Source organism: Weissella sagaensis, from assembly GCF_010306265.1.
Lineage (GTDB): Bacteria > Bacillota > Bacilli > Lactobacillales > Lactobacillaceae > Weissella > Weissella sagaensis.
On record NZ_BLKA01000001.1, the window covers coordinates 225,503 to 237,635 of the forward strand.

Here is a 12,133-nt window from a genome sequence, read left to right on the forward strand (position 1 = left end):
CTTACTCCTTTGATCTTATTGGTAATTGCAACATCATCAGCACAGCATCTTCAACAGGATGATTATAATATGCTTTTCGTTTGCGATATGTCTCAAAGCCTAAACGACGATATAAACGTTTCGCGCCCTCATTACCATCACGTACTTCTAATAACACCGTTGTTTGCGCTACAAACATATTAAACCATGTTCTTAATAATAACTCGCCAAGATGTTGTTTTTGATAAGCCTGCATAATTGCAACATTACTAATGTCTAATACACCATCTAAGTAGGTACCTCCTACAAAACCGATTAATCGTCCTAGGTCATCAACCATCCCCAAATAATACGTATATTCATTTAGTAATTCTGTTTGAAATGTTTTAAGCTGCCATGGTGACCCATTCAAATAAGCATCATCAGCTACTTGAAATAACTGTTGGGCCGTTAATTCTTGTTTATTTAAGAAGTTCATGATCGTTATGATCTCCTAATATTTGTGCCATATCAAACGCATCCTCATCATTTTCCCCATAGTAATGCGTTTTGCGTCGAACAACTTGAAATCCTAGTCGTTCATAAAGGGCTTTTGCTGCGACATTTGATACACGCACTTCTAATGAAATACGATGAAAATCAAGTTGCTGCGCAATGGTCATCATATACATCACCAAAAAAGTCCCAATCCCTCGATTTTGCCAATGGGGTGCTACCATAATGTTGGTAATATGTACTTCATGAATTCCCATACGAAAAGCACCACCAATAAGTGCAACTAATGAACCCGTTTCCGGTTGACGAACAACCACATACAAACGATCATTCGTTCGTTGTAATTCTTCCGTAAAAACTTCCAAAGGCCATTGCATTTCACCCTGATATGCATTTTCTTGTAATGCAATTATATCAGCCAAATCAGATAACTGTGCAGGCATTAAATCAAATTCAAAATCTTTAATCACAATTTTTTGCCGAAAACGCTGCATACTTTCTGGCACTGGCTGTTTGACCAGTTTCAACCACTCTTTAAACTTTTTCCACATAGGTGTGTCCACCTTTGTCATTAGGATGTGCTTTCGCCCAATCAGCTTCAGCCTGTGATAGCCGATGATATTGCGGCACAAATTGATGAATATCATTCATATTTGTTAATTTATGACCGTCTTTAGCTAATTGTAGACTGTTTGATGCATGTGGTAAATTATCACTCGCAAATTTTGCCTGCGGAAAAGCTGTTTTTAATTGCATTTCAAACCGTTGCCATTCTCCAACAAATACAATATCTTGTTGCGGATTAACTAAAGCTGCTTGTAATTTATCAAGATTCATATGAGCATCAGGTTGTACAACCGTTAAATGGCCTGCTTGCCATTGATATTGGGCAGCATAAATATTTTGATTACGTGCATCCATAATAGGTACAATCACAACGTTGTCATCATTAACATTACTAGCCAACAGTGCCAAACTTGAAATACCTGTTAACGTTAAGCCAAGTGTAAATGCTAATGTTTTAGCTGTCGTTACTGCAATTCGCAAACCTGTGTATGATCCTGGTCCTTGACTAACAATCACATTATCTAAATCTTGTGGTGTCCAATTTACTTGGCGCACCAATTCGTCAATAAATGGTAATAATTGTGTGGAATGATTTCGTTTTATATTAGTTTCACGTTGGTCAATTAATTGGTCATCTTCAAATAATGCCACGCTCAAAGGTTGATTGCTTGTATCAAAAGCAATGGTTTTCATATCACCTAACTCCTTTATTTGTAAAATACTATTATTCATTTTACCGCAAATTTAATAGAACTACACATTTATTACATTGATAACGAGCACTGAACACCTCATATCATATTTTTGATTTTGATGATGACAAAACACAGGCTCATATACATGTAAGTATATCTAAAAATAACACTATATTAAAGGCCGCCAAATTCAAGAGAATTCAGCGGCCTTTTGTTTAACTTAATTTTAATTAACGGTCTTCATAACCATTTGGATGCTTTTGTAGCCAGTTCCAAGCCGTACGAATAATTTCTTTGACATCATCATACTTTGGTTCCCAACCTAGCACTTCACGCGCCTTAGCTGATGAAGCAACTAATGAATCTGGGTCTCCTGCACGTCGAGGTCCGATCTCAGCTGGAATTTCCTTACCTGTTGCTTGACGAGCTGCTTCAACCATTTGCTTAACTGAGAAACCATTTGCTGATCCCAAATTAAATTGATTTGAATCATTTCCCTTAGCTAAGTAGTCTAATGCCAACACATGAGCGTCTGCCAAATCCATTACATGAACGTAATCACGGACATTAAAACCATCTGGTGTATTATAGTCATCACCAAACATCATAATCTTTTCACGTTTTCCAAGCGCCGTTTGCAAAATAATTGGTACGAGATGGGTTTCTGTTGGATGATCTTCTCCAATAGAACCATCAGCTTTTGCACCAGCAACGTTAAAGTAACGTAGTGCCACCCACTTCAAACCATAAGCTTGATCAGCCCATTTCATAATGTGTTCCATTTGAAGCTTTGACTCACCATATGGATTAATTGGATTTTGTGGCGTTGTTTCCTTAATTGGATTTTCTTTAGCCACACCATATGTTGCAGCAGTTGATGAAAAGACAATTTGCTTAACATCAAAATCCAACATTACTTCAAGCAAGTTAATCATACCGTAAACATTATTATCAAAGTACTTCAATGGTTGTTCCACTGATTCAGGTACAATTGAAGATGCTGCAAAATGAACAACTTGATCAATATTTTCTTTTTCAAATACTTCAGTTAATGCTGCCTTATCACGAATATCAACTTCGTAAAAAGGTACCCCCTCTGGTACAGATGAACGATGACCTGTTAATAGATTATCAACGACAACTACATCCCGCTTTGCAGCTAATAATGTAGCCACCATATGAGAACCGATATAGCCAGCTCCCCCCAATACTAATACGGACATTTTTATTCTCCTTATCGTCTTAATATCTTTAGTTTAGCTTAAATATTTACTAACGTCCAATCAATTGTTGCTTCTGCTGAAACAGTTTCCCCAAACATAATACGATGCTTTGTCGTATTGCCAACGACTTGTACTTCAGATTTTACTTGATTTCCTGGCAAGACTTCATGTTCATACTTAATATTCATTGCCGTTGGTTCATGACTGGTTAAAAATTCTAGTGGCAAGACATCTACCATCCAGTCAGCATATTTAGAATTATTCACATGATGATTTGAATCAATATCTAAGTAGCGAACTTCATATTCTTTTTTATAATCAATTGCTTGTGACTCATCAAATTCACTAACATCTGCTAAACGTGGAATCTTACGGACATGTTCCGGTTGATATGCCTCAGCCATATCTTTTGGAATACGCGCTAACTTACGCTTATCCATGTCAATCATTGAAAACAAGCTTTCCATAACAACCAATTTATGATCATCTGCATCAAGCAAACGATATTGACGACGAGCAAAGAACGGATTAAACTGCTTAGCCGTTGTTGCTAAGATGATTTTTTCACCATCTTTTGGTCGACGCTTAATCGTGACTACCTGCTGCAACACAACCCAACCAACGCCTTTGTCATGAGTATAATCAGGGCCAATTCCTAATTCTATCGCTTGTTGCGTTGAACTAAGAATCGCTAAATTATAAACCATTGGCAAACTTAATTTGCCAGTTACATCAGCTTCATAATATACGACGTCATGTGGCATCCGGAATTCTACAGCCATTACTTATTTTCTCCTTGATATTGTAAATACAATGTTTGACGGTCTAATGCACGTTGTTTAGCAATTTGCTTAATAGCTGCTGTAGGCTTTAGACCCTCATCAACCAATGCTTGCACTGCTTGCACTGAAGTCATTTCAGCTAAAGGATCTACCTCCTCTACTTGTTCAGCTTGGTCATTACCTGCTACTAAAACAACAAATTCACCGCGAACCTCGTTCTCATTAGCCCAAGTGACTAATTCAGCAACTGTTCCCCGTAAAAACTCTTCGTAACGTTTTGTTAACTCACGAGCTAGCACAACCTGGCGATCCGGGCCAAAGGCTGTTGCCATTGCCTTTAAGGTCTTAGCCAAACGATGTGGTGCTTCATAAAAAATCATTGTTTCTTGATGCACCTTTAACGTTTCTAATTCATATCGTTGTTCTTTGGGCTTACGTGGTAAAAAACCATAAAACATAAATGGTTGTGGGGCTAGCCCTGACGCAATTAATGCTGTAATCCCAGCACTAGCACCTGGAATTGGGACAACTGGAATATCAACTAAAATAGCAGCTTTCACTAATTCATGTCCTGGATCAGATATCGATGGCATCCCTGCATCGGATACTTGAGCAATACTATCGCCTGCCTGTAGCCGGGCAACTAATTCAGGAATACGATTTTCTTTGTTATGCTCATGAAAGGAAATTTGCTTCGTATCAATATCAAATTGGTTTAATAATTGTTGTGTATGCCGCGTATCTTCAGCTGCAATTAAATCAACTGATTGCATCACTTCAATCGAACGATTAGTCATATCACCTAGATTACCAATTGGCGTAGGCACTAAATATAAGGTTCCCATTGTCTGGGTGCCAAAACTCTTTTGTTGTTTCATGTTAAACCTGCTAACTTAAATTGACTTTCTAATATGGTGGCTTCTAAAGTTGTTTGAAAACTAATATTTTTTTGTAATTTTTGTGGGGCTGCTAACACAATGTTAACGACAGCCAGCAACGTGGTTTCATCGTATCGTTTTACTAGCTGTGTCCAATCTTTAGCAAAATGATTTGTTTGAATACCAGATTTTGTTAACAGAATATCTCGCCAAACCTGTGCAAACATCATCAAAATAGTTTGTTTATCTGCTTGTTCACCTGCTAAAGCTAAACAAGTTGTTTGTACCTGTGTAAATGCTTGGTTAGAATTCTCTAACATCGCAATTGCTAATGTTGAAACCGCCTCACTTACTTGCGTAAACCAATCATCAATCAACCAGTCTTTAGCAACTTGCGCGCTATCTGTTAATGATTGCACTAACGGTATTTGATTATCTGCATATCCCATATTACGTAGTACCACTTTAAATTGTTGTGGACTAACATTAGTAAAATTAATAACCTGTGTTCGTGAAACAATTGTCGGTAATAATTGGGCTTTATTTTCAGCAATTAAAATGGCCGTCTGACCTGGTGCTGGTTCTTCAATAAATTTTAACAAACCATTCGCTGCACTACTCGTCATTGTATCAGCACCGTTAATAATAAAAATCTTCTGTTGTCCTTCAACCGCAGTTTTAGTAAATTCTTCTTTCAAAAAACGTACTTGATCAACTTTAATGCTTTTACCATCCGGTTTTATTTCAATCACGTCAGGGTGTTCATGATTGGTAATTCGTTGACATTGATGGCAAGTACCATCAGGTTGTCCATCTTCATCGATATTCGGACACATTAAACGCATTGCTAACCAGTCAGCCACCAATGTTTGTCCCCGCCCAGCTGGACCCGTAAACAAAAAAGCGTGAGCAAGTTGTTGACTTGCTGACGCCTTTTGTAGTTGCGCAATTAATCGTGGCTGTAAGTCATTGACACGCGCAATTAATTCTTCAGCATCCATGAGCACCTCTTAAAAACGGTGGAATTGCTCAATGTCTTGAACAAAGACTGTTGCACCACCAACTTGAACTTCCATTGGCGTTGCAGCCGTTGATTCCATTGCAACATCAAGACTAACTGCTGGCGTCATAAATTGCTTACGTGTGTGTGATGTTTCTTCAATCAAATCAAGTACTTCTTGAACACGGTCATCTTCAACACCAATCATAAATGTTGTGTTTCCAGAACGAAGAAATCCTCCAGATGTTGCCAAACGGGTTGCACGTACGTTTGCCTTGACAAACTTACCACCTAATTTATTCGCATCTTTATCTTGTACAATTGCAATAATCATTTTCATAATGTGAAAACCTCCTATTCCTGGATACCAAGTATTGGCATCAGTGCTGTCCATGTATCTGAAATAACAGTTGCTAAGTCTTGCTCAGCATCAATAATTAGAAAGCGTTCCGGGGATTGTGCAGCCAATTGATGATATGCATCAGCTACCCGTTTGTGAAACGACAACGCCTCAACATCCAAGCGATTAATTTCATCTTGACGATGCTCTTGAATTCTTTGTAAGCCAATTTCTGGTCTAATATCCAAATAAACCGTTGCTGTTGGCATCACACCATTCGTCGCAAATTGATTAATCGTTGTCACAGCATCTACACCTAGACGACGTCCTCCACCTTGATAGGCAATCGAACTATCTAAATAGCGATCACTAATGACCACCTTGTCAGCTGCCAACGCTGGTAATACCGTGTCTACCAAATGTTGACGACGAGATGCTGCATACAACAATGCTTCAGTCCATGCATCCATGCTAGGTAAATTTGGATTTAATACCAAGTCACGAATTGCCTCAGCCACCGGGCTTCCCTGTCCACCCGGTTCTCTAGTTAAAACGAGTTTCTCATTTAACAAAGGTGTTAGCCGTTCTACTATCGCGCGTAAGACTGATGTTTTCCCTGCACCTTCAGGACCTTCAAATGTAATAAATGTCCCAGACATGTATTTCACCACTTTCTAATCATCATTTGTTTTTAATTATAACCTAAAAAAGAAGTCGACACAAAATAGCTTCGACCTCTTTTTCGTATAACCATCAATAAATTTCATTATTTATACAAAATTTATTATTTTTTCATTTCTCGGGATGAACAAAAGCTGTGGACCAATGACCTTTCATACCACGTTGTCGAGCCGCCCGTAATAAGAAAAAATACTTTTGCTTAGCAAGTGCTGTTTCGGATTTAATCATACTTGGGGCAATATCGCTTTCAAACATAGCCCTCTCAGAAATACGTGCTTTTTCATAATCATACTTAGCGTGTTCAATTGCCTGATTCAAACGCTCATCGTAAGCTTTAGCATCAAATTTAGGACGCTTACTTCGTAATTTAAACATTACAATTGCGTCCTCCCTTCAACCGCCTTAATCAAGGTAATTTGATCAGCGTAATCAATATCACTACCAACCGATAAGCCCGTTGCGAGACGAGATACTTTCAAACCAGCTGGTTTTAACAATCGTGATAAGTACATCGCTGTCGCTTCACCTTCGGCATTGGCATTAGTTGCAACAATAATTTCTTGAATCGTATCGTCTTTTTGTAAGCGATTGACTAACGCCTCAATATTAATATCATCAGGTCCCTTACCTTCAAGTGGTGATAATACCCCGTGTAGCACGTGATACAGTGCTTTATATTCACCGGTATTTTCAATTGCCATTAAATCTTTAACTTCTGCCACCACTAAAACCGTGCTTTGATCACGACTATTATCCGAACAAATAACACATGGATCTGTTTCCGTTAAATTCCCACATATTGAACAAAAATGTAAATCACGTTTTGCCGAAATCAAAGATTGCGCAAAACTTGTTACATCTTCTTCAGGCATATCAATCGTAAAAAATGCTAATCGCGTCGCCGTCTTTATCCCGATACCTGGTAATTTTGTATAACTATCAATTAACTTCGCAATTGGCTCTGGATACTGCATACAGCCGCCTTCTTTCTATTGGTATGTTAGAACATACCCTTAGGAGCAAATTGACCTAAACGCTTTTGTTGGTCTTGTTCGATTTGCTTCAAGGCATCATTAACGGCAACCAACACCATATCTGCTAAGCCATCAACATCTTCAGGATCAACAATATCTGCGTTAATTTGTAAATCTTTCAACTCACGATCACCACTAAATGTTGCCAAAACTAAATCAGATGGTGCATGCCCAACGTAATCTGTTTGCGCAATGGCAGATTGCTCATCTTCCATTTGCTTTTGCATTTTCTTAGCTTGCTTCATCATTTGTTGCATATTTTGTCCACCGAACATTATTAATTCCTCATTTTCTTTTATTTAATCATCTACTTCTTCAACAAGTGCTTCATCAAAGATGTTTTTTGCTTCTGTTATTAAATTATCTGCCTGTTCTACTGGCTGATCAATTGCCGGTTCATCCGAAATTTGTGTTGCCATTTCATCAGGTATGGGTTGTGCTTGTGTGTGTTGATTTGGCAGTTGTGCAACGTATTTAGCTCGTAATTGTTGCCAATCATCACTTGTAATAAATACCAGTTGTCGCTCATTAGCTGCTTGCGTTAATTCACGAATTTGCGTCACCATCGTTTGCAATAGATCGTTTTTTTGCATCGCATTATGCCGAATAATATCAAAATTAAAAGCAACAACTAAGCCACTAGCAGATGCTGCTACTGGTCGTGACACATTTAACATCGCTTGCTCAGAAACCGGCAGCATATTTACCATGTCTGCCCATACTGCCGTTATGCGATTTAAATCACCACGTGTTGCTTCAGCTAACACCTTAAAGACCGATGTCTGATCTTCACTCACATGAACAGTAACTGCTGGCTTATGTGATATTTTGTCAGTCTTTGGCTCAGTGGTTGGCTCAGATTCGGCCTCTACTGGCGCCTGCTCAACTGTTTTGGTTGCTGCCGTTTTTATTGGCTGTTTCTTCGAGTCTGGTGTCATCGACGTATGTTGAACAACTGTTGTAATTGGCTGACTAAGCTTTACGGTTAATACCTCTAAATAAATAGCTGGGCGATTCGTGAAACGTAACTGCTGTTGTGTTTCATTCAATTGATCAATCATATTATACCAAAGTAACGCTTCTTGCTCTTGCGCTAACTGCATAAATACTTCATCGGGTACCAACGTTACTAATTCAGGCGCTTGCGTGTAGAGTAATAAATCACGTGCATAACTAATTAAGTCTTCAACAAAACGGTTAGCATCTTTACCAGCATCCAACACTTCAGCAAGTTTGGCCAATGCAGCCTTGGTATCTTGCTGTACCACTGCTTGTACATACTGCCCTAACAAGGTTTGCGTAACGGAACCCGTTACCAGCAAAGCATTTTCCAATGTCACATGGCCATCCCCAAAAGATAATGCCTGATCAAGAATGCTTAAAGCATCACGCATACCACCATCAGCTGCATTAGCAATGACATGTAAAGCTGCTTCATCGTAGGTATTACCACGTTCATTTAAAATGTAAACCATTCTCTCAAATGCTGCTTGGGCATTAATTCTTTTAAAGTCAAACCGTTGCGTTCGTGAAATAATCGTAGCCGGAATTTTTTGTGGTTCAGTCGTTGCTAAAATAAAAATAACATTGGCTGGTGGTTCCTCTAATGTTTTTAACAGGGCGTTGAACGCTCCCGTTGATAACATGTGTACCTCATCAATAATGTATACTTTATACTTTGCTTGCGTTGGTGCGTAGGTAACATCTTCGCGAATTTCACGGATTTCATCAACCCCATTATTTGATGCGGCATCTAGTTCAATGACATCACCTAATGTACCTGCATCCATGGCCTGACAAATCTCACAAGTACCATCTGGTTCACCATCGACTGGATGCAAACAATTAATTGCCTTGGCAAAAATTTTTGCTGCCGACGTTTTACCAGTCCCCCGAGGACCATTAAACAAGTAAGCGTGGGTTGTTTGCCCCGTAATAATGGCATTTTTCAATGTTTTGGTCACGACTTCTTGACCAATCATATCGCTAAATTTTTGTGGACGCCATGTCCGATATAAAGCTTGATATGCCATGACTTGTGACCCCTTTTCTATCAGTTTTTACTCCTGATTTATGTGTGTAACTATCATTACCAATAATATCAGAAAAAGCGTTTTACGAACAGACACATTTAAACAAACCTAGTCTGAGATTACATGCCAATAATAGACAAAAAAGAGGTTAGAACAATTTGTTCTAACCTCCGCTAATTTACTTAAGAAGTGAAGCACAATACACGGTCTCCTTAGTGCTGCTGCCTTCCGACCCTGACACAATTCGAAGTGCATACTTGCCCCACAAACTATATTATAGCAAGAACTAAAGATTTTGACCAGCTTTTTTATCAGCCAATTGCCGTGCTTTTTTAGCTGCTTTTTTTCGTTTTCGCACATCTTTGAAAAAGGTTTTCAAAAGCGCACTTGCTTCTTGATCACGAACACCTGCATGTACATTTACTTGATGATTTAAGCGCTCATCAGTCAATAGTTCATACATTGATGTGACACCACCACCTTTTGCATCATCCGCACCATAATAAACATCTGTGATACGCGTTTGTTGAATTAAACCTGCACACATAATACAAGGCTCTAACGTTACAAACAGTTGGGCTTCAGGTAACCGCCATGAATGTTGCAAACGATTTGCTTCTAAAATAGCTTGGTACTCAGCATGTTGACTACCATCTTGTAAGTGTTCACGTAAATTAAACGCCCGACTAATAATTTGCCCATTTTGTACAACAACTGCACCAATTGGCACTTCACCAATTAATGCTGCCTTGCGTGCTTCATGCAAAGCTTCACCCATAAAATACTGAATTTGATTAGCTGTTAGTGGTACCGACATACGTACTCTCCAAAATGTAATACCCTTTATCTTTGGCAATGGTTTGTACATTTCCAAATAATTGAGCCATCAATTTTTTAGCAGATGGTGCCCCTTGCTTCTTTTGCAAAACAACGGTTAATGTGCCGTCCGGTACCAAGTGATCAGCTGCACCAGTAATCATGTCAGTTACAATTTGCTTACCAGCTCGTACTGGTGGATTAGTTAAAATAGCTGCAAACTTGCCGTCAACATTTTCATAACGATCAGATTGCACAACTGTAATTTGTTGCTCCACATGGTTACGTTGTGCATTTCGTTGGACTAATTCAGCTGCCCGTGAATTAATTTCGGCTGCAACAAACGCCCGTTCTGGCAATACTTTAGCCAAACTAATCGCAACTGGTCCGTAGCCAGCTCCTAAATCAAGAATTTTTCCAGCCGGGATATCTCGATTAAAGGCAGTTAACATTGCTCGTGTCCCATAATCAACGGTTCCTTTGGAAAAGACCCCAGCATCAGTTGTAAAAGTTAAAGCATGATCCAACAAATCAAATGTCCAGGTATGTTCGTCATGGGCCGTAGTTGGATTAGCTGTATAATAATGTTCCGGCATAATACTCCTCTTTTAATTAAAATATTTTTGTAAAAATTTTTGAACTGTTTTTTCATATTGAACCGGATTAGTCCGATAGGATTCTACATGAGCAGCACCCGGTACAAGGTATTTTTCCTTAGGACCATTAGTTGCCTGATAAACGGGTGCCATAAACTTTGTTGGCACAAATTTATCATTATCACCATGAATAAATAACATTGGTCGTTTATTATTAGCTAACAACTTTTCAGCATCTGCCTGGTGATAACTATAACCTGCCAAAACCTTTGAATAACCTGATACAACTGGAATTAACACATTTGCTAACCATTTAGGTAAGCCATACATATTACCGGCTTCATAATGTAATTCATCCGCAACTGATGTATATCCTGAATCTTCAATATAAGCTTTTACTTGTGATGGTGGATTCATACCCGATAACATCATAGTCGTCGCTGCTCCCATTGAAGCACCCATGACCAAAATTTCACTGTTTTTACCATCTTTAGCAATAATCTGGTTAATCCATCCTTGATAATCTTTAGCATCCAAGTAACCAAAGCCAATATACTTACCTTCAGATTTACCTGATGCGCGATCGTCTGGCATCAAAACATTATACCCAAAACGATGGAACATCTCACCATATGGCGCCATTGCTTTATGATCAACCCCAAAGCCATGAATAACGATGACTGTTTTATTTGTTTTTTTTGCAGCAGGCAAGTAATTTCCTACTAGTTTAGTACCATCTTTGGCTTTTAGATGCCATTCCTTTGTATCCGCAGCTAGCCACTTTTCTTGCTGAGCATAGAGTGGATTTTTTTTGCTAACTAAACCACTACCCACAAAATCTTTTTTAGCCCTTACTTCGGCAACATGGAAGAAATAGCCTCCTGCACCCAAAATAGCTGCGCCAACCACGACAACCAGCGTAGCGACCGCCGTCCATACCTTGCGTTTTGTTGACCATTTTTTATGTTGCTTTATCATCTTTAAATCCTTATCTTGTCCCTATCAAACTTACTC

Annotated in this window: 16 protein-coding genes and 1 other RNA gene; all 17 read right to left on the reverse strand. The window is 38.8% G+C overall.

Annotated elements, in window-relative coordinates; all coding sequences use genetic code 11:
* Position 1: 1 nt before the first annotated feature.
* Entirely contained in the window at positions 2–457 is a 456-nt protein-coding gene (rimI, locus tag G7Y65_RS01190) for a ribosomal protein S18-alanine N-acetyltransferase (RefSeq protein WP_042491887.1), read from the reverse strand.
* The gene (rimI, locus tag G7Y65_RS01195; RefSeq protein ID WP_042491888.1) at positions 441–1,025 is read right to left on the reverse strand and encodes a ribosomal protein S18-alanine N-acetyltransferase; all 585 of its coding nucleotides are present in this window, start codon (positions 1,023–1,025) and stop codon (positions 441–443) included. Before rimI (G7Y65_RS01195) ends, rimI (G7Y65_RS01190) begins: the two co-directional genes overlap by 17 nt.
* Positions 1,009–1,734: a tRNA (adenosine(37)-N6)-threonylcarbamoyltransferase complex dimerization subunit type 1 TsaB gene (gene tsaB / locus G7Y65_RS01200; protein ID WP_042491890.1), complete on the reverse strand. Its 726-nt coding sequence runs from the start codon at positions 1,732–1,734 to the stop codon at positions 1,009–1,011. Before tsaB ends, rimI (G7Y65_RS01195) begins: the two co-directional genes overlap by 17 nt.
* A gap of 232 nt (positions 1,735–1,966) precedes the next feature.
* Positions 1,967–2,959 carry a UDP-glucose 4-epimerase GalE gene (galE, locus tag G7Y65_RS01205; RefSeq protein WP_042491892.1) on the reverse strand — a complete coding sequence of 331 codons (993 nt, stop codon included), beginning with the start codon at positions 2,957–2,959 and terminating at the stop codon, positions 1,967–1,969.
* Positions 2,960–2,997: 38 nt separating this feature from the next.
* Positions 2,998–3,741, reverse strand: coding sequence for an acyl-[acyl-carrier-protein] thioesterase (locus tag G7Y65_RS01210; protein ID WP_165314488.1), 744 nt, complete (start codon positions 3,739–3,741; stop codon positions 2,998–3,000).
* The gene (rsmI, locus tag G7Y65_RS01215) at positions 3,741–4,619 is read right to left on the reverse strand and encodes a 16S rRNA (cytidine(1402)-2'-O)-methyltransferase (RefSeq protein ID WP_042491895.1); all 879 of its coding nucleotides are present in this window, start codon (positions 4,617–4,619) and stop codon (positions 3,741–3,743) included. Before rsmI ends, G7Y65_RS01210 begins: the two co-directional genes overlap by 1 nt.
* Positions 4,616–5,620, reverse strand: a complete 1,005-nt coding sequence (holB, locus tag G7Y65_RS01220; protein ID WP_042491897.1) for a DNA polymerase III subunit delta' — start codon at positions 5,618–5,620, stop codon at positions 4,616–4,618. The genes rsmI and holB overlap by 4 nt, the downstream gene beginning before the upstream one ends.
* A gap of 9 nt (positions 5,621–5,629) precedes the next feature.
* Positions 5,630–5,959 carry a cyclic di-AMP receptor DarA gene (gene darA, locus G7Y65_RS01225; protein ID WP_042491899.1) on the reverse strand — a complete coding sequence of 110 codons (330 nt, stop codon included), beginning with the start codon at positions 5,957–5,959 and terminating at the stop codon, positions 5,630–5,632.
* Positions 5,960–5,973: 14 nt separating this feature from the next.
* Positions 5,974–6,618 carry a dTMP kinase gene (gene tmk / locus G7Y65_RS01230; RefSeq protein WP_042491900.1) on the reverse strand — a complete coding sequence of 215 codons (645 nt, stop codon included), beginning with the start codon at positions 6,616–6,618 and terminating at the stop codon, positions 5,974–5,976.
* Positions 6,619–6,751: 133 nt separating this feature from the next.
* Positions 6,752–7,015 (reverse strand): YaaL family protein, encoded by a 264-nt coding sequence (locus G7Y65_RS01235; RefSeq protein WP_042491902.1) that lies wholly within the window; start codon positions 7,013–7,015, stop codon positions 6,752–6,754.
* Complete coding sequence (gene recR, locus G7Y65_RS01240; protein ID WP_042491904.1) at positions 7,015–7,614, reverse strand: recombination mediator RecR; 600 nt, start codon at positions 7,612–7,614, stop codon at positions 7,015–7,017. Before recR ends, G7Y65_RS01235 begins: the two co-directional genes overlap by 1 nt.
* 26 nt (positions 7,615–7,640) lie before the next feature.
* The gene (locus tag G7Y65_RS01245; protein ID WP_042491906.1) at positions 7,641–7,949 is read right to left on the reverse strand and encodes a YbaB/EbfC family nucleoid-associated protein; all 309 of its coding nucleotides are present in this window, start codon (positions 7,947–7,949) and stop codon (positions 7,641–7,643) included.
* 24 nt (positions 7,950–7,973) lie between these two features.
* Positions 7,974–9,707: a DNA polymerase III subunit gamma/tau gene (gene dnaX / locus G7Y65_RS01250; protein WP_042491908.1), complete on the reverse strand. Its 1,734-nt coding sequence runs from the start codon at positions 9,705–9,707 to the stop codon at positions 7,974–7,976.
* Positions 9,708–9,890: 183 nt separating this feature from the next.
* Positions 9,891–9,976, reverse strand: an RNA gene (ffs, locus tag G7Y65_RS01255) — signal recognition particle sRNA small type.
* A 17-nt stretch (positions 9,977–9,993) separates the two neighbouring features.
* A complete protein-coding gene (locus G7Y65_RS01260) occupies positions 9,994–10,524 on the reverse strand; it encodes a nucleoside deaminase (protein WP_042491909.1) in 531 nt (176 codons plus the stop codon).
* Positions 10,502–11,119, reverse strand: a complete 618-nt coding sequence (locus tag G7Y65_RS01265) for a class I SAM-dependent methyltransferase (protein ID WP_042491910.1) — start codon at positions 11,117–11,119, stop codon at positions 10,502–10,504. Before G7Y65_RS01265 ends, G7Y65_RS01260 begins: the two co-directional genes overlap by 23 nt.
* A gap of 12 nt (positions 11,120–11,131) precedes the next feature.
* The gene (locus tag G7Y65_RS01270) at positions 11,132–12,097 is read right to left on the reverse strand and encodes an alpha/beta hydrolase (RefSeq protein WP_137600393.1); all 966 of its coding nucleotides are present in this window, start codon (positions 12,095–12,097) and stop codon (positions 11,132–11,134) included.
* Positions 12,098–12,133 lie beyond the last annotated feature (36 nt).

Excerpts from the sequence above, each read along its gene's own strand:
- rimI (WP_042491887.1), bottom strand. The coding sequence starts at position 457 with ATGAACTTCTTAAATAAACAAGAATTAACGGCCCAACAGTTATTTCAA.
- rimI (WP_042491888.1), bottom strand. The coding sequence starts at position 1,025 with ATGTGGAAAAAGTTTAAAGAGTGGTTGAAACTGGTCAAACAGCCAGTG.
- tsaB (WP_042491890.1), bottom strand. The coding sequence starts at position 1,734 with ATGAAAACCATTGCTTTTGATACAAGCAATCAACCTTTGAGCGTGGCA.
- galE (WP_042491892.1), bottom strand. The coding sequence starts at position 2,959 with ATGTCCGTATTAGTATTGGGGGGAGCTGGCTATATCGGTTCTCATATG.
- G7Y65_RS01210 (WP_165314488.1), bottom strand. The coding sequence starts at position 3,741 with ATGGCTGTAGAATTCCGGATGCCACATGACGTCGTATATTATGAAGCT.
- rsmI (WP_042491895.1), bottom strand. The coding sequence starts at position 4,619 with ATGAAACAACAAAAGAGTTTTGGCACCCAGACAATGGGAACCTTATAT.
- holB (WP_042491897.1), bottom strand. The coding sequence starts at position 5,620 with ATGGATGCTGAAGAATTAATTGCGCGTGTCAATGACTTACAGCCACGA.
- darA (WP_042491899.1), bottom strand. The coding sequence starts at position 5,959 with ATGAAAATGATTATTGCAATTGTACAAGATAAAGATGCGAATAAATTA.
- tmk (WP_042491900.1), bottom strand. The coding sequence starts at position 6,618 with ATGTCTGGGACATTTATTACATTTGAAGGTCCTGAAGGTGCAGGGAAA.
- G7Y65_RS01235 (WP_042491902.1), bottom strand. The coding sequence starts at position 7,015 with ATGTTTAAATTACGAAGTAAGCGTCCTAAATTTGATGCTAAAGCTTAC.
- recR (WP_042491904.1), bottom strand. The coding sequence starts at position 7,614 with ATGCAGTATCCAGAGCCAATTGCGAAGTTAATTGATAGTTATACAAAA.
- G7Y65_RS01245 (WP_042491906.1), bottom strand. The coding sequence starts at position 7,949 with ATGTTCGGTGGACAAAATATGCAACAAATGATGAAGCAAGCTAAGAAA.
- dnaX (WP_042491908.1), bottom strand. The coding sequence starts at position 9,707 with ATGGCATATCAAGCTTTATATCGGACATGGCGTCCACAAAAATTTAGC.
- G7Y65_RS01260 (WP_042491909.1), bottom strand. The coding sequence starts at position 10,524 with ATGTCGGTACCACTAACAGCTAATCAAATTCAGTATTTTATGGGTGAA.
- G7Y65_RS01265 (WP_042491910.1), bottom strand. The coding sequence starts at position 11,119 with ATGCCGGAACATTATTATACAGCTAATCCAACTACGGCCCATGACGAA.
- G7Y65_RS01270 (WP_137600393.1), bottom strand. The coding sequence starts at position 12,097 with ATGATAAAGCAACATAAAAAATGGTCAACAAAACGCAAGGTATGGACG.